Annotated in this window: 21 protein-coding genes; 14 read left to right on the forward strand and 7 right to left on the reverse strand. The window is 73.7% G+C overall.

Features of this window, described 5'->3' with window-relative positions; all coding sequences use genetic code 11:
• Positions 1-113: 113 nt before the first annotated feature.
• The 10 genes from BKA05_RS00410 to BKA05_RS00455 all read left to right on the forward strand — a co-directional run bounded on the left by BKA05_RS00410 (position 114) and on the right by BKA05_RS00455 (position 8067).
• A complete protein-coding gene (locus BKA05_RS00410) occupies positions 114-980 on the forward strand; it encodes a hypothetical protein (protein ID WP_179529661.1) in 867 nt (288 codons plus the stop codon).
• Complete coding sequence (locus tag BKA05_RS00415) at positions 977-2839, forward strand: hypothetical protein (protein WP_179529662.1); 1863 nt, start codon at positions 977-979, stop codon at positions 2837-2839. The genes BKA05_RS00410 and BKA05_RS00415 overlap by 4 nt, the downstream gene beginning before the upstream one ends.
• Before the next feature lie 31 nt (positions 2840-2870).
• Positions 2871-3662 (forward strand): AAA family ATPase, encoded by a 792-nt coding sequence (locus BKA05_RS00420; RefSeq protein WP_179529663.1) that lies wholly within the window; start codon positions 2871-2873, stop codon positions 3660-3662.
• Positions 3663-3811: 149 nt separating this feature from the next.
• Positions 3812-4672, forward strand: coding sequence for a hypothetical protein (locus BKA05_RS00425; RefSeq protein WP_179529664.1), 861 nt, complete (start codon positions 3812-3814; stop codon positions 4670-4672).
• Between the two features lie 203 nt (positions 4673-4875).
• Entirely contained in the window at positions 4876-5259 is a 384-nt protein-coding gene (locus tag BKA05_RS19415) for an ATPase, T2SS/T4P/T4SS family (RefSeq protein WP_343045453.1), read from the forward strand.
• Entirely contained in the window at positions 5256-6095 is an 840-nt protein-coding gene (locus BKA05_RS00435) for a type II secretion system F family protein (RefSeq protein WP_179529666.1), read from the forward strand. The genes BKA05_RS19415 and BKA05_RS00435 overlap by 4 nt, the downstream gene beginning before the upstream one ends.
• Complete coding sequence (locus tag BKA05_RS00440) at positions 6092-6802, forward strand: type II secretion system F family protein (protein ID WP_179529667.1); 711 nt, start codon at positions 6092-6094, stop codon at positions 6800-6802. Before BKA05_RS00435 ends, BKA05_RS00440 begins: the two co-directional genes overlap by 4 nt.
• A gap of 274 nt (positions 6803-7076) precedes the next feature.
• Complete coding sequence (locus tag BKA05_RS00445) at positions 7077-7280, forward strand: DUF4244 domain-containing protein (RefSeq protein ID WP_179529668.1); 204 nt, start codon at positions 7077-7079, stop codon at positions 7278-7280.
• 29 nt (positions 7281-7309) lie between these two features.
• Positions 7310-7672 (forward strand): TadE family type IV pilus minor pilin, encoded by a 363-nt coding sequence (locus tag BKA05_RS00450; RefSeq protein ID WP_343045454.1) that lies wholly within the window; start codon positions 7310-7312, stop codon positions 7670-7672.
• Positions 7669-8067, forward strand: coding sequence for an Rv3654c family TadE-like protein (locus BKA05_RS00455; protein ID WP_179529670.1), 399 nt, complete (start codon positions 7669-7671; stop codon positions 8065-8067). The genes BKA05_RS00450 and BKA05_RS00455 overlap by 4 nt, the downstream gene beginning before the upstream one ends.
• Positions 8068-8079: 12 nt before the next feature.
• On the opposite strand, the gene BKA05_RS00460 is transcribed toward BKA05_RS00455, so the two are convergent.
• Positions 8080-8370: a hypothetical protein gene (locus BKA05_RS00460; protein WP_179529671.1), complete on the reverse strand. Its 291-nt coding sequence runs from the start codon at positions 8368-8370 to the stop codon at positions 8080-8082.
• A 66-nt stretch (positions 8371-8436) separates the two neighbouring features.
• Positions 8437-10797 carry a DEAD/DEAH box helicase gene (locus BKA05_RS00465; protein ID WP_179529672.1) on the reverse strand — a complete coding sequence of 787 codons (2361 nt, stop codon included), beginning with the start codon at positions 10795-10797 and terminating at the stop codon, positions 8437-8439.
• 303 nt (positions 10798-11100) lie between these two features.
• Between BKA05_RS00465 and BKA05_RS20140 the strand changes: the two genes are divergently transcribed.
• Together BKA05_RS20140 and BKA05_RS00475 are read left to right on the forward strand one after the other, a co-directional pair.
• A complete protein-coding gene (locus BKA05_RS20140; RefSeq protein ID WP_179529673.1) occupies positions 11101-11439 on the forward strand; it encodes an anti-sigma factor antagonist in 339 nt (112 codons plus the stop codon).
• 274 nt (positions 11440-11713) lie between these two features.
• The gene (locus BKA05_RS00475) at positions 11714-14041 is read left to right on the forward strand and encodes a sodium-translocating pyrophosphatase (RefSeq protein ID WP_179529674.1); all 2328 of its coding nucleotides are present in this window, start codon (positions 11714-11716) and stop codon (positions 14039-14041) included.
• 85 nt (positions 14042-14126) lie between these two features.
• Here the strand turns inward: BKA05_RS00475 and BKA05_RS00480 are convergent, their stop codons facing one another.
• Entirely contained in the window at positions 14127-15743 is a 1617-nt protein-coding gene (locus BKA05_RS00480; protein WP_179529675.1) for an Ig-like domain repeat protein, read from the reverse strand.
• A gap of 229 nt (positions 15744-15972) precedes the next feature.
• On the opposite strand from BKA05_RS00480, the gene BKA05_RS00485 reads away from it, so the two are divergent.
• Entirely contained in the window at positions 15973-16482 is a 510-nt protein-coding gene (locus tag BKA05_RS00485) for a hypothetical protein (protein WP_179529676.1), read from the forward strand.
• A gap of 7 nt (positions 16483-16489) precedes the next feature.
• Here the strand turns inward: BKA05_RS00485 and BKA05_RS00490 are convergent, their stop codons facing one another.
• Together BKA05_RS00490 and BKA05_RS00495 are read right to left on the reverse strand one after the other, a co-directional pair.
• Positions 16490-17791 (reverse strand): cytochrome P450 family protein, encoded by a 1302-nt coding sequence (locus tag BKA05_RS00490; protein ID WP_218842182.1) that lies wholly within the window; start codon positions 17789-17791, stop codon positions 16490-16492.
• Positions 17788-18603 (reverse strand): SDR family NAD(P)-dependent oxidoreductase, encoded by an 816-nt coding sequence (locus tag BKA05_RS00495; RefSeq protein WP_179529677.1) that lies wholly within the window; start codon positions 18601-18603, stop codon positions 17788-17790. The genes BKA05_RS00490 and BKA05_RS00495 overlap by 4 nt, the downstream gene beginning before the upstream one ends.
• 53 nt (positions 18604-18656) lie before the next feature.
• Here BKA05_RS00495 and BKA05_RS00500 point away from each other — a divergent pair, with 53 nt between their 5' ends.
• Complete coding sequence (locus BKA05_RS00500; RefSeq protein WP_179529678.1) at positions 18657-20159, forward strand: DUF7059 domain-containing protein; 1503 nt, start codon at positions 18657-18659, stop codon at positions 20157-20159.
• Here the strand turns inward: BKA05_RS00500 and BKA05_RS00505 are convergent.
• Together BKA05_RS00505 and BKA05_RS00510 are read right to left on the reverse strand one after the other, a co-directional pair.
• Positions 20149-20535 (reverse strand): type II toxin-antitoxin system VapC family toxin, encoded by a 387-nt coding sequence (locus BKA05_RS00505; RefSeq protein ID WP_179529679.1) that lies wholly within the window; start codon positions 20533-20535, stop codon positions 20149-20151. The genes BKA05_RS00500 and BKA05_RS00505 overlap by 11 nt on opposite strands.
• Positions 20532-20780, reverse strand: a complete 249-nt coding sequence (locus BKA05_RS00510) for a type II toxin-antitoxin system VapB family antitoxin (RefSeq protein WP_218842184.1) — start codon at positions 20778-20780, stop codon at positions 20532-20534. The genes BKA05_RS00505 and BKA05_RS00510 overlap by 4 nt, the downstream gene beginning before the upstream one ends.
• Positions 20781-20919: the final 139 nt, after the last annotated feature.

Genomic DNA, 20919 nt, shown 5'->3' on the forward strand with positions numbered 1-20919 from the left:
CCACGAACCGCGGCGTCACCATGACCGGGCTCCGTCGGCCAACCGCCGCGAACCACACCGCACCCGCGAGCACCGCGCGAGTCAGCAGGCAGCAGCGTCCCGCACCCCGGCCGATGGCCGGCACCGTCGTGATCGCGCCTAACCGGCGCCAGCGCATCGCCCGACCGCTCAACGTCGCCCCCACCCGCACCAACCTCGCCGCCATCCTCGCCGGCGAGGCCCTCGCCCATGACCTCCACGCTGCCGGGTTCCCCGCCGACCTCGCGGGCCAGAACGCCATGCTCGTCGAACTGTGCGACCCGCTGGTACTCGCCCGAGCCGCCGAGCTCGACCGGCGCGGCGTTTCGTTCCTCGAAGCTGCCGCCCGGTTTCTCGTCACCCACCACCGGCACGCTTGGATGCGCTTCCTTCCCCGCGGCGACATCCTCAGCCTCTGGCGCGACCACACCGCAACCACGCGAGCCATCTCCGAGACCAGCGGCCACGCAGGAACCGCCGACCTCGACGAGGTCGACCAGGCCGCGAGCCTGCCCGCCCTGGCACGACGCCGGCGGGTTCTGTGGATGCACCCCGACGGCCCCGCCGCAGGACTGCTGGTGGACCGCATCCACCACACGCCCCGCAGCGGCCTCATCGAGGTCGACACATGGATGCGACGCAAGGTCGCCGAAGACCTCCACCGCGTCACCAACCTCCTGGTCGCCCTCGGCGGCACCGCACCGGGCGCTCCCAGCGGCAGCGGCGAAGACGCCGCCGAGCACGGCATCCTGGGCGTTCGGGTCTTCACCCACCGCGCCCCCAACGCCGGAGTCCACTTCACCGCCACCCTCAACCCGGCCGGGCAGGCCGTCGTCGCAGACCACCACCGCATCGGCGGCTGCCACAACTGCCTCAGCACCAGCCACACCACCACCAGCCAGACGCAACCGGCAGCACCCGAGGACGTGCGCGCTGCCGTGCGAGCGGAGGTGGCGCCGTGAGCACCGCCCAGGTCCACAACCTCGACCTCGCACGCCAGGGCCGCGACAGCGTCGCCCGCCGCAGCAACGGCTACCGGCTCGGCGACCACGGCAAGCGCACCAGCGCACTGACCCGCGAAGCCGCCATCAACCAACTCCGCGAGGTCGCCAAACTCCACGGGAACGTCACCCGGGCAGACAAGGAGCGCGCCGCCGAGCGGGCCGACGTCACGGTCCGCACCATCAATAACTGGTGGTCCAAGGCGTGCCTCGAAGAGGTTGCCCACCTCCGAGACGACAACGAGATGCCAGGCATGAGCCACCTCGTGATGCCGGCCTACCTCTACCGGTTCGCCGAGCCCGACAAGCTGCAGCTCACCCAGGACGAAATCGCGTTCTTCGGTCAGGCCAAGCCGCTGCGGAACGCGATCGCGGCAGTGCGCGCCGACCCGACCAACCGGCTCAGCCACTACTCCGAGTCCACCCTGTACGCCGCCTGGGGCAACGTGACCGCATCAGTGCGGGCCGGGGCCCGCGACGGTGCCGCCGCGCAGCGCGCACTCGAGGCCACCTGGCCCCTGACCGGCCGCGACCGCATCAACGAGACCTGGTCCATCGACGAGTACGACCTCAAGGTCCGCAGCCGCGACGAGCGCGGCGCACCCATCGAACCCAAGCTGCTCTGCATCCGAGACCGCGCCTCCGGCCTCCCGCTCGCCTACACCGTCCTCAAGCACGGTGCCCGCGGCGCCGACACCGGCGTTCTCCTTGCCGCCGCCGCCCTCGGGTTCACCACAACCCACCCTGACGACCCCAACGGCGCCCTGGAAGTCTCCGGGGTCGCACGACTCCTGGTCTCCGACCAGGGAGGCGCCCTCCTCGGCGACGAAGCGCGTGCCGCCGCCCGCCGTCTCGGCATCGGCAACAGCCCCATCGCCTCCCACACGCCCCAGTCCAACGGCGACCACGAGCAGATGCACCAGTCCCTCCTCGCGCACTTCGCGAACGGACCCGGGTCCCGACGTGGATGGCCCGACATCGCCGGCCAGCGAGCCGACCACGGCGACCTGCCCTTCGACACCGTCGTCGAGGAAATCGGGAACTGGTTCGCCACCTACATCACGCGACCGTTCCAGGGCGGGCCCCACAAGGGCCGCAGCCGCCTGGGCGTCTACGCAGACCTCACCGCCGCCGGCGACGTCTACGACGGCCCCACCCTCACCGAGGAAGACGAGGGCTCCGTCGGGTACTGGGTCGGCGAGCGCACCTACGACGCCACCCGCGGACTCCACTACGACAACCAGTACTGGCTCTCCTCCGCGCTCGCCGACGCCGCCAACCCCGGCGAACGCATCACGCTCCGCCAACTCCTCGACCCCGGCACCCTGTACGCCTACGACAGCAAGGGCCGCTTCATCGGAACCGTCGCGCCACGCGCCGAAGCCATCCCCGCCGAAGTCGAGACCACCCACGCCCACCGGGCCCGCCGACACACGTTCGTGCAGAACCACATCGCCAAGCCCAAGGCCGCCTCCGCACGCGCCGACGCTCAAGATGCCTGGGACGCCGTCGCAGACGGTCTCGTCGACGCAGCCGACCACGCCTCCCTCTACGGCCCTCCCCACGACACCAGCGAAGACGAGCACAGCGTTGCTCCCATCCCCGACCTCCACTTCGTTGCGCCCAGCGCCGCCGCCCAGGCCCCCGACCAGCAGGCGTCGCACCGCCCGCGTCCGCAGCGCACCTCACTGCGCTCCCGCAAGGTCCCGCCGCCCACCGAGGACCAGCTGCCCGACACCGACAGCCTCGACGCGATCGCAAACCTCTACGGCACCACCCGTTCCGACGACGTCGAAGAGCCGGAGCGAACCGATGGGTGACGCCCCGCCCCGAACGGCTGCGGCGTGGGACGTGCAGCACGCAGCCGCGCGGGTGCCCTACGACGTGCAGCGAACCTTCACCGAGCACTCTGCGCTCGTCCTGACGCCGCAGATGCGCATGCTTGCCGCCGGGATGCCGTCCGCGCTGGCACGTGGTGCTGCCACCGCCGTGTCCGGGCCCGCCGGATGTGGAAAGACCACGATGCTCAAGGCCGTCGCCGCAGTGGCCGACCCGGCCGTGAACACCGCGTTCGCCGACATCACCCGCGGCTCCACCGACCGGCAGGTGTGGGAGGAGATCGCGACCGCAGTCCTCGGCGTCACCGTCGAGGGAACCGCCCGCGACATGCGGCACGCCACCCTCGAGCACCTCGTCACGCACCCAACCCTGCTCATCGTCGATGAAGCCCAGTTCATCGGACGGGCCGGGCTACTCCAGCTCCGCTGGCTCTGGGCGCACCCCTTCCCAAACGGGTTCGCCATCGTGCTCGCCGGATCCGACCTGTTCAGCCACCTCGACGCCGACGAGTCCATCGCCAGCCGCATCAACCGACGCATCGCCCTCGACCACCACACCGCCGCCACGATGGTCACCCACATCCAGAACCACCACCGCCTCGCCGCCATCACCGACCGGGACCTCCTGGTCCGCATCAACGAGCAGTACGCACAGGGGTCCTGGAGGAAGTGGTCGAACTTCCTCGCCGAACTGCGCGACCAACAGCACCGAGGTCCCATCACCGAGCAGGCAGCGCAGCAGGCGCTCACGTCCATCACCGGCCGATACATCGACCTCGCAGAGCGTCAGCCCTCCCGGCGATGAACCCGTTCGACCCCTTTGCAGGCGAAGGGCCGGCCTTCCCAGGACCAGTAGCGGCCCCCATCTCCGCGCACCGCTTCGACCAGGCCCTGCGCACCCTGCGGCCAGCCGCGGCACGACACGACGACACCGCTTGGCTACGTCCACGCCCGATGCCGGTCACCGAGAACCTCGCAACCTTCAGCCAAGACCTCCTCGACGCGATCGGGGCCGTCGGGCTCGCACCCCCGCGAGCCGTTGGCGAGCGCCACCTCCTCCGGTCGCTGGTTCACCTCGTCCACGGCCCAGTACGGCACCTCATCGTCGAACACGCCGAACTCGTCGGGACCGACACGCTCGCCGAACTCCACCAGACCGCGCTCCTCGGGTCCGTGCAGCTCTGGCTCCTCATCGACCCCGCCGGCTCCCTTGGCGGGCCGTCGCTCCGCGGAGAAGCCGACCAAGCGGTCCGCCACTGGGTCCGCGACACCTGCACGACCCGTCACGCCGACGCCGTCATCAACGACTGGACCGGACGCCCCGTCAAGACAGGACTCTGCGCGGCACCGCGTCTGCCCTGGTGGACATCAACCCTGGGCGACACCTGGCCGCCGAAGCCGTGCCGGCAACACCAGACCATTGCGGACTGCGTCGTGTCCTGGGGTCGGCGAGCCGCCATCACCGGAGACACCTTCGCATCAGTGCACCGGGCGCGCCTGGCCGAGTTCGCGCGCCACCCCGCGACCACCGTCGTTGACCGGTGGCGGCTCACCGCTGCTGGACGGGACCTCTACACCCCCGGGATGGACGCCCTCGCGGCGCTCCACCCCGCAGCGAGCGCGGCGCTGCTGTCCGACGTGGCCCCTGACGGCTCGACCGTCGCCGTCGAAGGCACCCCGCTGGTGGTAGCCGACCATCTGCGCGCCCCCTTGGCTCGGCTGCGGTCCAGTCGCCGGCTCGCCGGGTGCCACCCACACGAACCCATGCGCGGCCTCTTCGACCAAACCCAGGAACGCCGGCCCCGCCGGCGCTGACGCCGCCACCGCTAGGCCCGGAGCTCATCGAGTTCCGGGCCTTCTTGTCGAGCCCGCACGGTCTGAGGCGCAGGAGTTTCCCCTCTGGAACCGACGAGTTTCTCCGCTGGAACGAGGAGTTTCCCGTCTGGAAGCACGAGCTTCTTCCGTGGAGGAAGCTCGGCCCAGCTCGGAGTTTCTCGGCCGGAACGCCCCTGGGGATCTTGGGAAACTCCCGCCGGAATCCGCAGGAGGTCCGCGGGGCCGAGGTGGTCGAGCTGCTCGCCGCGCTCAACACCGGTCACGAGGGCGGCTGCGGCACCCTGCACGCCAACGCCGCCGCCGACGTCCCCGCCCGGGTGGAGGCCCTCGCCCTTGCCGCCGGGCTCGACCGGGCGGCCGCCCACAGCCAGCTCGCCGCCGGCGTGGAAGCCGTGCTCCACCTGCGCCGCCACCGCGACGGCACGCGCCGGGTCGCCGAGCTGGCCGTGCCCTCCCGCGACCGCGACGGCACCGTCCGGATGCTCAGCGCGGTCCGGGTCGAGCACGGTGCCCTGGTCCCCGGGCCCGGGGAGGACCAGTTGGCCGACGTCCTGGCGCGGGCGTGAGCGCCCCGGTGCTGGCTGGACCCGTGCTGGCAGGGTCGGTGCTCGCTGGACCGGTGCTGGCTGGACCGGTGCCGGCCGACCCGGTGCTCTCCGCGCTGCTGGCGGGGGCGGCCGCTGCGCTGCTCGTGCCGGGTCGGGTGACGCCCCGCGCCGGCCGGTCGCCGGGTGCGGCGGTGCTGCTCGCAGGCGCGACGGGAGTGGTCCTGCTCCTCGGGCCCCCGGCCCGCGTGCTCGTCGCGGCCGCGCTCCTCGGGCTGCTGGCGGCCAGTGCCGCCTGGATCCTGCGGGCCCGACGACAGGCGTCCGCGGCCCGGGCCACCGCCGCCCGCGTGCGCGAGAGCTGCGAGTCCCTCGCCGAGGAGCTCACCGCCGGCGCCGGCCCCGACCGGGCGCTGGCGCGTGCCGCCCGGGACTGGCCGTCCCTGGGGCCCGTGCTCGCCGCGCACCGGGTCGGGCTCGACGTCCCCACGGCCTGGCGTCGTGTCGCCGAGGCCCCCGGCGCTGGCGGGCTGCGGCTCGTCGCCGCCGCCTGGCAGGTCTCCGGCCGCACGGGCCAGGGGTTGGCGGCGGCGCTCTCCCGGGTGGCCGAGGACCTGCGGGCCGGAGAGGCCAGCCGCCGGGTGGTCGCCTCCGAGCTCGCGTCGGCGCGCGCGACCGGTCGGCTCGTGGCCGGCCTGCCGATGCTGGCCTGGCTGATGGGATCCGGCTCGGGCGGTGACCCGCTCGCCTGGCTCCTGGGCGGTCCTGCCGGCTGGGCCTGCCTCGCGCTCGGTGGCGGGCTGCTGCTCGGCGGGCTGGCCTGGATCGAGCTGCTCGCCCGGTCGGTGGAGCGATGACCGCGCTGGCCGCCGTGGCCACCGCGCTCGCGGTGCTGCTCGCCCACCGGCCGCACCGGCCCCCGGTCACGGTGCGGCACCGGCCGCGGCCGCCCACCGACGTACGACGGCAGCGGGGGGTGGCCGCTGTCCTGGCCGTCGTCGCGGGGCTGACCTGGGGTCGCGACCTGCTGGGGCCGCTGCTCGGCCCCGTCGTCGGGCTGGTCGCGGGCGCGGCCGTGTGGACCGCCGCCGGCAGGGGCGAGTCCAGCGTCGAGCGACGGGCGGCCGCACAGGCTCGCACCGACCTGCCCCACCTGGTGGGTCTGGCCGCCGACGCGGTCCGCGCGGGCAGCGACCCCACCCGGGCGCTGCGGCACGCGGCCGACGCGCTGCCCGGCCCGACCGCCGACCGACTGCTCGGCCGTACCCACGCCCTGGCCCTCGGGGCCGACCCCGCGGCCGTGTGGCGCGAGCTGGCCCACGACCCGGCGCTCGCACCTCTCGGCCGGGCCCTGGCCCGCGCCCACGAGAGCGGGACGCCGGTGGCCGACGCGGTCGCGCGCCTGGCGGTGCGGTCGGCGGAGCAGGCCCGTGCGGAGGTGGAGGACCGGGCCCGTCGCGTGGGGGTCCGCGCCGCGGTCCCGCTCGGGCTGTGCCTGCTGCCGTCCTTCGTCGTGCTCGGCATCGTCCCGCTGGCCGCCGCCCTCCTGGCCGACCTCTGGTGACCATCCCCCCCGTCGAGCCGGCGCATCCTTACGCCGGTTCGGCCCGCCGGTCCCGTCGAGCCGGCGCATCGTTACGCCGGTTCGATCTGTCGGTTCCGTCGAGCCGGCGCATCGTTACGCCGGTTCGACGCCGCCCGGGCCCGGCAGCCGTCCACATGCGGGGTCCGATCGGGCCCCTCCCCAGCCCGGCCCACGGCGCCCCCACGCAGGCCCTCCGGCGACCAGCCTGGGTGCCCTCGGGCCGCATCGGGTGGCCCCGGACCCAGGAGGCACCATGCCCCGTCCCCACGTCCTCACGACCCGTGGTCGTCCGCGGCACCGCGCCCAGGACGGCATCACCACCGCGGAGTACGCCGTCGGCACGGCCGCCGGCGCCGGGCTGGCCGGTCTGCTCTACACGATGCTCACCGGTGGCTTCGGCGACCAGCTGCTGACGACCCTCTTCGACCACGTGCTCGGCCTGCTGGGCGTCGGATGAGCCGGGCCGGTCGTGGCGATCGGGGAGCGGTGACCGCGGAGCTGGCCATGGTGCTGCCGCTGCTCCTCGCCGTCACGGCCGGGCTGGTGTGGCTGTTGGTCGTGGGGCTCGGTCAGCTCCGGGCCACCGACGCCGCGCGCGAGGCGGCGCGCGCCCTGGCCCGCGGGGAGGACGCCGCGGTCGCGACCGATCTCGCGCTCACGATCGGGCCACCGGGCAGCACGGTCGCGGTGAGCGACCGCGACGGGCTGGTCGTCGTCACCGTCAAGGCCACGATCGAGGGGCCGGGCGGCGCGCTGGCCGTGCTCCCCGGGGCGGAGGTCAGCGGCGAGGCGACGGCCGCGCGCGAGCCGGCCGCCGGGGGGCCGGCGCCGAGCGGGTCCGTCCCGTGAGGCGGCGTACCGACCGGGGTGCCGACCGGGGTGCCGACCGTGGTGCCGACCGGGGCGCCGCCACCACGGCCGCGGTCGCCTGCCTCGGGCTGCTGCTGGTGGTGGGTCTGGCACTCGGGGAGGTGGGGGCGTGGTTCGCGGCGCACCGGCAGGCGCGGGCGGCGGCCGACCTCGCCGCACTGGCCGGGGCCGGCGCCCTGACCGGGGCCCCGGCGGGCGCGGCGGGCCTCGACCCGTGCGTGGCGGCCGCCGAGGTGGCCCGGCGCAACGGTGCGGAGGTCACGTCGTGCCGCGCCGTCGGCAGCGCGGTCGAGGTGGTCGTCTCGGTGGACGCACCGAGCCGGTGGGGCCCTGAGGCCGCGCTCACCGGCACCGCTCGGGCCGGTCTTGCGTGAGCGGGTCCGGCCTCAGCGCTCCTCCTCGCGCTCGTGCTCGCGCGCGCGGTCGAGCTTCTCCGACAGCTCGGTCAGCTTCTTGTGCTCACGGCGGGCCTGCATCGCCTTGCGGGCGCCCAGCTTGGCCAGCGAGAACCCCCACAGCACGGCCGCCGCCGCACCCACGCCGAGCAGGAACAGCGTCACTGCCGAGACGTCGATCCCGAGCACCTCCGCGCCGGTGCTCGTGATGTCGGCGGTGAGCACCCCGACCAGGATGACGACGACACCGGCGAGGAGCAGCAGCAGACCCAGGACGACCATGGCCCGAGCCTAGGGCTGCGCGCTCCCCGCCGACAGTGCCCGCCGACACGGGCCCGGCGGTCGGTGTCAGTCGAGCGGCGCGTGGGCGAGCAGCAGGTCCAGGAGGACCAGGGCCCCGGCCTTGTCGAGGGGGTTGTTCTGGTTGCCGCACTTGGGCGACTGGATGCACGACGGGCAGCCCTCGAGGCACTCGCAGGAGGCGATGGTCTCCCGCGTGGCCCGCAGCCAGGCGCCGGCGGCGTGGTAGCCGCGCTCCGCGAAGCCGGCTCCGCCCGGGTGGCCGTCGTGGACGAAGACCGTGAGCGTGCCGGTGTCGGGGTGCAGGGCGGTCGAGACACCGCCGATGTCCCAGCGGTCGCAGGTCGCGAAGAGCGGCAGCAGGCCGATCGAGCAGTGCTCCGCCGCGTGCGCGGCGCCCGGGAGGTCGCCCGGGTCGAGACCGCAGCCCTCGAGCTCGGCGGACGGGATCGTCCACCACACCGCGCTGGTGCGCAGCGTGCGCTCGGGGAGGTCGAGCGGCTCCTCGCCGAGCACCTCACCGCCGGGTTGGCGCCGCCGCAGGAACGAGACCACCTGCTGGGAGACGTCGACCTGGCCCAGCACCAGGCGGCACGGGCCCCACCGACGGCTCTCGCGCTCCTCGACCACCGAGATGTCGGTGAGCTCGCGGGCGGAGGTGGAGTAGTCGGGGTCGTCCCGCTCGAGGACGGCCACGTGGTCCTCGAGGTCGAGCTCGCGCACGAGGTAGGTCTCGCCGCGGTGGACGTAGACCGCGCCGGGGTGGGCTGTCCCGTGCGCGCGCCCGCCGTCGACGGTGCCGACCACCCGACCGGTGCCGGCCTCGACGAGCTGGACCTGCTGGCCGCCGCTGGAGCGGATGTCGGCGAGGTCCGCGGCCCGGCTGCGGTCGGTCCAGAACCAGCCGTGCGGCCGCTTGCGCAGCAGCCCGCGCGCGACGAGGTCGTCGACGACCGGCTCGGCACCGGGCCAGTACGCCGCGAGGTCGGCGCGCGTGAGCGGCCGCTCCTGTGCGGCGGCCGCGAGGTGCGGCCCGAGGACGTAGGGGTTGGTGGGGTCGAAGACCGTCGCCTCGACCGGTCGACCGAACAACGACTCCGGGTGGTGCACGAGGTAGGTGTCCAGCGGGTCGTCGCGCGCCACCAGCAGCGCCGCCGCGTCCTGCGCCCCCCGGCCGGCACGCCCGACCTGCTGCCAGAAGGCGGCGCGGGTCCCGGGGAAGCCGGCGACCAGCACCGCGTCGAGACCGCTGACGTCGATGCCGAGCTCCAGCGCGTTGGTCGCAGCCAGGCCCAGGAGCTCCCCGGAGCGCAGCCGCTGCTCGATCTCACGGCGCTCCTCGGGGAGGTAGCCCCCTCGGTAGGCCGCGACCCGACCCGCGAGGGACGGGTCGACCTCCTCCAGCAGCGCGGACGAGGTCATCGCGACCTGCTCCGCACCGCGGCGCGAGCGGATGAAGGCCAGGCTGCGCACGCCCTCGACGACCAGGTCGGTGAGCAGGTCGGCGGTCTCGGAGGAGGCGGCCCGCCGCACGGGCGCGTCGTTCTCCCCGAGGTGCTCGGTCAGCGGAGGCTCCCAGAGCCCCACGGTGACCCGGCCGCGGGGCGAGGCGTCGTCCTCGATCGCGAGCACGTCGAGCCCGGTGAGCCGGTGCGCGGCCGCGGCCGGGTCTGCCACGGTGGCGGAGGCCAGCACGAACGTCGGGTCGGCGCCGTAGGACGCGCACACCCGCCGCAGGCGGCGCAGCACGTGCGCCACGTGCGCCCCGAAGACCCCGCGGTAGTGGTGGCACTCGTCGACGACCACCATCGACAGTGACCGCCAGAACCCGGTCCAGCGCTCGTGGCCGGGCAGCAGGCTGCGGTGCAGCATGTCGGGGTTGGTGAGGACGTACTCGCCGTGGTCGCGGGTCCACTCACGCTGCTCGCGGCTGCTGTCGCCGTCGTGCGTCGCGAGCCTCACCCCCAGACCCAGCTCGTGCAGCGAGGAGAGCTGGTCCTGGGCGAGCGCCTTGGTGGGGGAGAGGTAGAGCACCGCCGCGCCGCGCTGCCCGCGACCACCACGCGCGGCCAGCACCCGCGAGAGCGCCGGCACCTGGAAGGCCAGCGACTTGCCCGACGCCGTCCCCGTCGAGAGCACCACGTGCCGGCCGTGCCAGGCGGCGTCGGCCGCCGCCACCTGGTGGGTCCAGGGCTGCACCACGCCACGCCCGGCGTACGCCGCCCGCACCTGTTCCGGCACCCACCCCGGCCACGGGGCAGCCACTGCCGCCCGGGGCGGGAGCTCCTCGACGTGGGTCAGCCGGTCGGCGCGCCCGGGGGCCGAGGCCAGCCGTTCGAGCAGCCCGGTCACGGGTCGGCCCGTCGGCGTGCCGCTCGGGGCGAGCTCGCTGGTGGTCGGGCCGGGCATGGTCCCGATCCTCGCAAACCGCACCGACACCGCCGAGCCGGCGCATCAATGCGCCGGCTCGGCGGGCTGGGTGGTCGAGCCGGCGTATCAATGCGCCGGCTCGGCAGGGGACAGCCACCTGAACGGGTGAGCGGGCACCGTTCGGGTGTGGCGCGGGAGGCCTGTCGTCTTTACCTTTCTGTGCGCGCCTCGGGGCGTCGTGGTTTCATATCCTGTGGTCGATCCGTGGGACGGGGGGCGTTCCCTGCGCTCCGGCCGACCTGGAGTACCTTCGACCCACCCCCAGCCGACAGGGAGCAACACGTGGACCTCACCCTCGCCACGCGCGACGTCGACGGTACGACCGTTGTCACCGTCGGCGGTGAGATCGATGTCTACACAGCGCCGAAGCTGCGCGACAAGATCACCGAGCTCGTCGCCGCCGGCGTCTACGACCTCGTGATCGACATGGAGGCAGTGGAGTTCCTCGACTCCACCGGCCTCGGTGTCCTCGTGGGCGGACTGAAGAAGGTCCGCGCGCACGACGGCTCGCTGCAGCTGGTGTGCACCCAGGACCGCCTGCTCAAGATCTTCCGGATCACCGGACTGGCGAAGGTCTTCGTCATCCACGACAGCGCCGAAGCCGCGCTGGCCGCCTCCTGACCCTGAGCCTCTGACCCGAGCCTTGGTCCGAGCCTTTGGCTCGAGCCCCTGGCCTGAACCCCCGAGACCACGCCCTGGTCCGGGGGTCCTGCTGGCACGCCGCACGGCCACGTGGGACCCGTCACCGACGGTGACACGCTGTGGCGCGCGTCACACTGTGCTGCTGTCACGCCCTTTGCCGTGCGTAGACTCCGGCTCGTTCCAGTGAGACGTGGCTCACACTCTGCTGCTGCGTCCACACCGAGCTGCACAGCTCCGACCCAGGAGGAAGCGCATGACGGGGACCGTTCCCAACGTCGTGGACGTCTCCGGTGGCAACCTCGTGCTCGTCGTCGTCGTCGCTCTCATCGCACTCGGTGCGTTGGCGATGGCTGCGATGTTCCGCGCCGAGGTGATGTCTGCCGCCGAAGGCACCGACAACATGAAGTCCATCGCCCAGGCCGTGCAGGAGGGGGCCAACGCCTACCTCACGCGGCAGTTCCGCACGCTCGCCATCTTCGCCGGCATCGCGTTCTTCGCGCTGCTGCTGCTGCCCGCCGACGACGCCGTGGTGCGGATCTTCCGTTCCGTGGCCTTCCTCGGGGGCGCCGGCTTCTCCGCGGCGGTGGGCTACCTCGGGATGTCGTTGGCGGTGCAGGCCAACCTGCGCGTCGCCGCGGCCGCCCAGACGCAGGGCCGCGACCCGGCGATGCACATCGGGTTCCGCACCGGCGCCACCGTCGGCATGCTCACCGTCGGCCTCGGCCTGCTCGGCGCGTCCGTCGTGGTGCTGGCCTTCCAGGACGACGCGCCCGACGTGCTCGAGGGCTTCGGCTTCGGGGCGGCGCTGCTCGCGATGTTCATGCGAGTCGGCGGCGGCATCTTCACCAAGGCCGCCGACGTGGGCGCCGACCTGGTCGGCAAGGTCGAGAACAACATCCCCGAGGACGACCCGCGCAACGCCGCCACCATCGCCGACAACGTCGGCGACAACGTGGGTGACTGCGCCGGCATGGCCGCCGACCTCTTCGAGTCCTACGCCGTCACCCTGGTGGCGGCGCTGATCCTCGGCTCGGCCGCGTTCGGCGACAAGGGCCTGGTCTTCCCGCTGCTGATCCCCGCGATCGGGGCGCTGACCGCGGTGGCCGGTGTCTACCTCTGCCAGCCGCGGCCCGGCGAGAACGGCCTGACCACGATCAACCGCGCGTTCTACATCTCCGCAGGCATCGGTGCGGTGGCCAGCGTCCTGCTGGCCTTCGTCTACCTGCCCGGTGACTTCTCCGAGCTCAGCGGCCTCGAGCGCGGCGGCAGCCCGCTCGACCGGGCCTTCGGGTTCGAGCCCGCCAGCGGCAGCCCGGCGGTGATCGCGGCCCTGGCGGTGCTGATCGGCATCGTGCTCGCCGCGGCGATCCTGGCCCTCACCGGCTACTTCACCGGCACCGAGTTCCGTCCGGTCAAGGACGTCGGGCGTACGTCGTTGACCGGTGCGGCCACGGTCATCCTGTCCGGCCTCTCGGTCGGCTTCGAGTCGGCCGTCTACACGACCCTGGTGATCGGGGCGGCCGTCTTCGGCGCGTTCCTGCTGGGGGCGGGCTCGCTGTCCATCGCGCTGTTCGCGGTGGCCCTGGCCGGCTGCGGCCTGCTCACCACCGTCGGCGTGATCGTCGCGATGGACACCTTCGGCCCGGTCTCCGACAACGCCCAGGGCATCGCGGAGATGTCCGGCGACGTGAGCGAGGAGGGGGCGCAGATCCTCACCGAGCTCGACGCGGTCGGCAACACCACGAAGGCGATCACCAAGGGCATCGCGATCGCGACGGCCGTGCTGGCCGCGAGCGCGCTGTTCGGCTCCTACATCGGCACCGCGATCGAGCGGCTGGCGGACCTGGAGAACTCCACCGAGCAGGACGTCACCGACTTCCTGACCAGCTTCTTCGTGTTCAGCCCCGACGTGCTGGTCGGTCTGCTGATCGGCGTCGCGGTGGTGTTCTTGTTCTCGGGGCTGGCCATCAACGCCGTGGGCCGGGCCGCCGGTGCGGTGGTCATGGAGGTGCGCCGCCAGTTCCGGGAGATCCCGGGGATCATGGAGGGCACCGGTCGCCCGGAGTACGGCAAGGTCGTCGACATCGTCACCCGCGACTCGCTGCGCGAGCTGGCCACGCCGGGCATCCTGGCGATCCTGGCCCCGATCGCGGTGGGCTTCGGTCTCGGCGTCGGCGCGCTGGCCGGGTTCCTGGCCGGTGCCATCGGCTCCGGCACCTTGATGGCGGTCTTCCTCGCCAACGCCGGCGGTGCGTGGGACAACGCCAAGAAGCTGGTCGAGGACGGTCACCACGGTGGCAAGGGCTCGCCCGCCCACGAGGCCACCGTCATCGGTGACACCGTCGGCGACCCGTTCAAGGACACCGCGGGCCCGGCGATCAACCCGCTGCTGAAGGTGATGAACCTGGTCTCGCTGCTCATCGTGGGCGCGATCATCTCGCTGACCGTGGGCGAGGACGCCAACCGTCCGCTGTCGATCATCATCGCCCTCGCGGCGGCGCTCGGCATCGCGGTCGCGGTCTACCTGTCCAAGCGCCGCTCGGCGGTCATCTCCGACGAGGAGCCGGCCCCGGTCGGCTGACCCGCCCCTGCACGCACGCAGCGCCCCCACCCGGCACCTGGGTGGGGGCGCTGTGCGTGTGGGCTCCGGGTGGAGCGGCACGACCTCAGCGGCGGGGCAGCACCCGCACCTTCAGCGTCTTCGACCGGGACTCCTCGGTGGCGTCGGAGCCGGCGTACACCGCGGTGAGCACGTGCTTGCCCTTCGAGAGCTTGGGCAGCTTGACCTTCTTGGTGCCGCGGGCGATCCGCAGCCGCTTGAGGGTCTTGGAGCCGTCGAGGATGCTGACGACCCCGTCGGGGGCGAACCCGTCCACCAGCACGCCGACCTTCACGCGCAGCGGCTTGCCCGCACGGGCCTTCTTCTTGCCCTTCAGCGTGGTCGCCGAGGCCAGCTTCGCGACCGGCAGCGCCGAGGTGGTGAAGGTGGCCGGCTGGTAGCCCGCACGCGTCGCGGTCACGGTGACCGACAGGGTCGACCCGAGGTCGTCGGCGGCGACGGCGTACGTCGAGGAGGTGGCGCCACTGATGACCTGGCCGCCACGGCGCCACTGGTAGGTGTGGGCCGGCGTGCTGCCCTGGCCCCAGGCGCCGGGCAGGGCGGTGAGGGTGCGCCCCAGGGCGTAGGTGCCGCTGACCGAGGGCTGGGTGGTGAAGCTCGGCGGGTCGCCCAGGCCGGGGGTCACCTCGTTGCTGTCGACGGTGCTGTCGGTCCAGCCCTCCTTGTGGCCGGTCACCTTGGCCACGACACGGCGGCCGTAGTCGTCGGGGGTCAGCGTGTAGGTCTTGTCGGTCGCACCGGAGATGGGGGAGCCGTCGCGCAGCCACTGGTAGGCGTGGGTGACGCCCTCCTCGTTCCAGGTCGGGTCCTGGACGCTGATGACCTTGCCGACGCGCGCGGTGCCGGTCACGGTCGCAGCGGACGTGGCCTGCAGCGGGCTGGCCTCGGTCTGGGGGATCGTGAGGAAGCCGGTGAGCGCGGTGAGGACCGGCAGCCCGGCCAGGGTGCCCGTCACGACGGCGTGCAGCTGCTTGCCGGCGTCGCTGAGGACCGGCACGTACGTCGGCCCCGTGGCGCCGGGGACGGGCGCGCCGTCCACGAACCACTGGTAGGTCGTCGTCACGCCCGGCAGGCTCCAGATCGGGTTGAGGACCTGCAGCAGCGAGCCGACACCGGGGATGCCGGTGATGGCCGGGTCGCTGAGGACCTCGAGCACCGGGTTGCCGGTCCCACCGCCCTCACCGCCGCCGCCACCACCGCCGCCACCGCCGGGGAGCGGGATGGCGACGACGCCGGAGTAGACCTCCTTGACCAGCAGCGTGAGGACGCCGAGCACCGAGCCGGTGACGAGGGCCTGGACGTTCTTGCCGGCCTCGTCGAGCGTGGGGGTGAAGGTGGTGCCGGTGGCGCCCGGGATCGGTACGCCGTCGGCCAGCCACTGCACCTGGTTGGCGACGCCGAGGAGGTTCCACTCGGGCATGGTGAGCGTGAGTGGGCTGCCGACAGCGGCGGTGCCGTTGATGATGGGGCCGACGAGTGCGTTCAGCAGGTCGGTGACCGGGTCGAGGATGCCGTCCAGCGGACCGCCGGCGGCTCCGCCCGTGCGGTCGGCGGCGACCACGGGGGCTGCGGTGGCGGGTGCGGCGGTCAGCGTGACGCCGCCGGCTGCGAGGACGAGTGACAGCGCGGGCGCGAGCGCGCAACGGTGCAGCGTGGGCAGCATGGGGGTCCCTCCCGGTGGGTGATCGAGATCCGGGTGGCGCGCCCCTCCCAAGGCGCGCCGACCCGGTGCAGCGACGGTAAAACCGTGGGAGGTCCTAGGACCCGGTTGTCACGGGTTCCTGCCCGAACTGCCCATCCCGCGGCAGTCGGGTAGTCCGTTCGGGCTGGCCCGATGTGACTACCCGGGCGTGAGGTGGCCCTGGGGGGAGCCACCCGTGCCACGGTGGAGCATGCGCAGCCGTCGGACGTCCGTCCCGTCCCTGCTCCTCCCGGTCCTCGCCCTGGCCCTCGCGCCGGCGCTCGCCGCGTGCGGGGACGACCAGCCCACCGAGGCCGCGGCACCCGCGGCGCCGACCGTCGAGAGGGTCGACGAGCCTGCCGTGGAGCCCGTCACCGAGCCCGCCACCGAGCCCGTGGACCCTGCCCCCGCCGAGGAGGCGCCCAGCGGGCCGAGCGGTGAGGAGGCGGTGGCGTTCTTCCGGTCGACCGAGGCCGACTGCGCCGCGTTCGCGCTGGCGGTCGGCAACGACGTGCTCCCGGCGTACTACTTCACCGATGCGTTCGCCGCGGAGGACCTCGGCAACGGTTCCTGGGTGGTCGTCGACGGGGGCGGCGCCGAGCTGGTCGTCGACCTCACCGCCGGCGTGGTGCACGGGGTGGACGGGCCCAGCGGCGTGCTGCCGATCGAGTACTCCTTCGGCTGCCCCGAGGACCTCTACCTCGGCTCCATCGCCGAGTGACCTGCCGTCAGGCGCGACGGGAGTAGGAGACCTCGACCGGGCCGGAGGCCCGGGCCACGCCGCCGATCTGGGCAGGGACGGGCAGCGGATGGTCGGTCCACCGGGTGGTGAGGTCGTACGTCGTCAGCAGCCGGGTCGCGGAGGCCGTCATCGCCGCCAGCGAGAACGGCTGGGCCGGGCAGGTGTGCTTCCCGTGCCCGAACGCCGTGACGAGCTGGGGGCTGGCGAGCCCCGCGGTGTCGGTGAACCGGTAGCGGTCCCAGCGCTCCGGATCCCAGCGGTCGTGCCCGAGCGCCGGGTCGAGGTTGGTCAGCGGCAGCAGCGTGGCGATCGTGACGCCCGGCCCGACCTCGTAGGTGGTGGCGCCCGTGTCCAGCGCGACCGGAGACATCACGTGGCGCGACATGATCGAGCGCTGCGCCAGCCGCGTCGACTCCAGGGCGCACCGCGACGCGAACGCTGCGTCGCCCCCGCGCACCCGCTCCAGGGCGTCCGGGTGCTCGAGCAGGTCGACGAGCGCCCAGCCCAGGGCGGCGTTGAGGTTGGACATCGACGCCACGTGCACCAGCACGACGTCGAGCGCGGCACCCCGTCGGCGGTCCTCGGGCCCGGCGTCCGACCAGGCCGCGACGATCCGCCCGAACAGCCCGTGCTCCTCGGGTGCGGCAGACGCCGCGTCCACGGCCGGTCCGAGCAGGGCGACGACGCGCTCGAGGGCGGCCCGCTCCTCGGCGTACCCGCTCTCGGCGACGGCGCGCACCGTGTCGGGGTGGACGAAGGAGGCGGCGCCGTCGAGCTGGTCGAGGTCCGCGGCGAGCGCCTCGAAGACCTCGCCGGACGCCGAGCCGGGGCCGCCCCACGAGGCGAGCCCCATCCGATGCCCCAGCCGGCGTGTCAGGGCGAAGAGGTCCACGGTGCCGGCGCCCCCGAGCTCGGTGATCGTGAGGTCGAGCGAGTCGTCCAGTGCGGTGAGGTAGGTGGCGACGTCGTCCTTGCGGAACAGTCCGCCCGGCAGCGTGCGTCGGTCGGCGAAGACCTCGTCGGGCAGCTTGCGGCGCAGCATGAGGTAGTCGGCGACGCCCTTGCTGGCGCTCTCCTCAGGTAGGGCGTAGAAGGACTCGACGCCCTGGGGGGAGAAGCAGAAGAGGTAGGTGTCCCGACCGGCCTCCCCCGAGTGGACCACGAAGGTGTCGCCGTGCTCGGCGCGCGCCGCGGCGATGGACGCGACCGCGTCGCCGACCGGGGCGTCCCAGGGCAGCGCCGCGGCGGCGACCGGCGGCTCGGGCGAGATGCGCATCGCCGTGGTCACCGCAGGCCGGGGTGGCTCTTGACCAGCACCGGCAGTAGCAGCGAGCGCGGGGTGACCTGGGCGAACGCTGCGGCCACCCGGTTCGCGCGGCCGGGGATGACCACCAGCCGGCCGCGGTCGAGCCCCTTCACGGCGTCGAGCGCCACCTTCTCCGCGGACACCCACATCACGGCGGGCAGCGCGTCCTCGGCCTCCTGCTGCGAGAAGCCGGCCCGCTCGCCGAAGCCGGTGTGCACCGGCCCCGGGCACAGGGTCGTGGCGGTGACGCCGGTGCCGCGCAGCTCGCCGGCCAGCGACTGGGTGTAGGACAGCACGAACGCCTTGCCGGCGCCGTACCCCGCCTGGCCGGGCAGCGGCTGGAAGGCCGCGGTCGACGCGACGTTGAGGACGGCCCCGCGCCCGCGCGAGACCATGCCCGGCAGCAGCCGCGAGCACAGGTCGGCCACGGCGACCACGTCCACCTCGATCATCCCCATCTCCGCCTCGGGGTCGGAGGCCGCGACGGGGCCGAGGGTGGAGAGGCCGGCGTTGTTGACCAGCACCTCGACGGTCCGGTCGCCGGCCAGCAGCGAGTCGGCGAGCGCCGCGCGGGCCGTCCGGTCACCGAGGTCGCAGGGCATCACCGACGCGCCGGCGGACCCCGGTTGCTCCGTCAGCTCCTCGGCCAGCGCCCGCAGCCTGTCCTCGGAGCGGGCGACCAGGGTGACGTGGTGGCCGCGCCGCGCGAGCTCACGGGCGATCTCGGCGCCGATGCCGGAGGAGGCGCCGGTGACGACGGCGGTGCGGTCGGAGGACGGTCGGGGGAGCGTCATGGGGAGATGGTGGCAGGCGGGGCCCCGTCGCGCCCCTCTTCTAGGCTCAGGGGGTGAGCAGCCCCCAGGACCTCCCGCACCGGCTGAGGGACGCCCTCGTCGCCGCCGACTTCACCTACGACGCCGTCGCCGACCAGCTCGGCCCCCTCGGGCACGACGCGCTGGCCCGCAACGAGACCGTGCCCGGCCTGCGCCGCACCCGCGACGGGTCAGCGCTGTCGACGTTGGTACGGCTGTTCCTGCTGCAGGTGCCGGTCGGGCTCTCGGCGGCCGAGTCGGCACTGCCCGGCCTGGTCGACGACCTGTGCGCGGAGGGCCTTCTGGAGCAGAGCGTCGGCGAGGTCGCCGCCCGCCTCGACGTGCGGCCCTACGCCACCGACGACCAGCACCTGTGGGTCGTCTCCGACCTCACCCCCGGGCTGGACGGTACGCCGCAGCGCGTCGGCCCCGACCACGTGCTGGGCATCAGCCCCGCCTCCACGAGCCTGGCCCAGCTGACGCTGCGCGAGCCGGTCGGCCGAGCGCTCGACCTCGGCACCGGCTGCGGCGTCCAGGCCCTGCACCTCGCCCGCCACGCCGAGGCGGTCGTCGCGACCGACGTCAACGCCCGCGCGCTGCGGCTGACCCGCTTCAACGCCGCCCTCAACGACGTCGAGGAGCGCGTCGAGGTCCGCGACGGGTCGTTCTTCGAGCCGGTGCACGGCGAGCGCTTCGACCTGATCGCGACCAACCCGCCGTTCGTGATCTCGCCGGCCACCGGCGAGCGGCTGGTCTACCGCGACTCCGGCCTGCCCGGCGACCGGGTCGTCGAGGACATCGTGCGCGCCGCTCCCGACCACCTGACCCCCGGCGGCTGGTGCCAGGTGCTGGGCAACTGGGTCATCTCCCGCGACCAGCCGTGGGACGAGCGGCTCGCGCCGTGGCTCTCCGAGGACGTCGACGCGCTCGTGGTCCAGCGCGAGGTGCTCGACCCCGCGGCGTACGTCGAGCTGTGGCTCAAGGACGCCGGCCACCACCCCTCGACCGGGGCGGTCCGGCTCGAGGACTACCACCAGCGCTACGACACCTGGCTGTCGTGGTTCGACGAGCAGGCCATCGAGGCGGTCGGCTTCGGCTGGATCCACCTGCACCGGCGTACCGGCTCCGAGGCCGGCGGCCCGGCCCGCGAGCTGCTCAGCTGGCCCTACGACGTCGAGCAGCCGATCGCGCCCGCGGTCGCGGCCTGGGGCCGGGCGGTGCACGCGGAGGCCGGCCCGGGCGCCCGGCTGACCCTGCGCCCCGACGTGCGCCAGGAGACCCTCGGCCCGGTGGGCGCCGAGGACCCCGAGACGATCGTGCTGCGCCAGCAGACCGGCCTGCGCCGTGCCCGCACCGCCGACACCGTGGTGGCCGGCCTGGTGGGCGCCTGCGACGGTGACCTGGAGGTCGGGCAGATCCTCGACGCGCTCGCCGAGATCCTCGACCTCGATCCCGCCGCCACCCGCGAGGACTACCTGCCGGTGGTCGCCGAGCTGGTGCGCGAGGGGTTCCTCGTCAGCGAGACCGTCAGCGGGTGAGGGCCGGGGTGACGTCGGTGTGGGTGAAGTCGTCGCCGACGAACAGCAGCGGCTCTCCTGTCACCCTGGCCAGCGCGTAGGAGAACGTGTCGCCCAGGTTGAGTCGAGCGGGAGAGCCGGAGCCCTTGCCGAAGCGTCGGTAGGCGTCTGTCGCGACCTGCGCCATCTCCGGGGTGAAGTCGACCAGGCGTACTCGTGCGCGGCGCAGGAATGCATCGAATTCGGCGATGCTCCGACCACGAGCCACGACCGTCGCCTCGACGTAGGTGGGGGTGGCCATCAAGGGCTGTGCGGCGGCGGCCAACGTCTCGAAGACCGCGTCTGCGTCCCCCTCGTCCAGCACCATGGCGATCACTGCGGAGGAGTCGATGATCAACGGGGAAGCCCCAGGTCGTCGTACAGGTCGTCGTCGGTGAGGAGCGGCTCGTCGCCGGAGTCGCGCACCCTGCGTGCGAGCTCCCTCAGCTCATCCACGGTCGCTCGTCCAGGGTGCGCGGGCTCCCGCTCCACCGCTTCAGCGAGCGCCGCCCGGACGGCCGCGGTCATGGACGTGCCGCGTCGTTCGGCCAGCTCTCGGGCCAGCCGGTAGACCTCGGGATCCTTGAGGTTCAACGTGGGCACCTCTCGAGGGTACGTCCGGTTCTACCGTCGAGGGTAGAACGATCGCCGCAGGTGCTCGTCGGGCTCTCCACAGGTGCTCCGAGACCGCCCACCGCAGCCTCTCGGGGAGGGCCAGGTCGCCGGCACGCGCTACCGTGAG

Source organism: Nocardioides marinus, from assembly GCF_013408145.1.
Classification (GTDB): Bacteria; Actinomycetota; Actinomycetes; order Propionibacteriales; family Nocardioidaceae; genus Nocardioides; species Nocardioides marinus.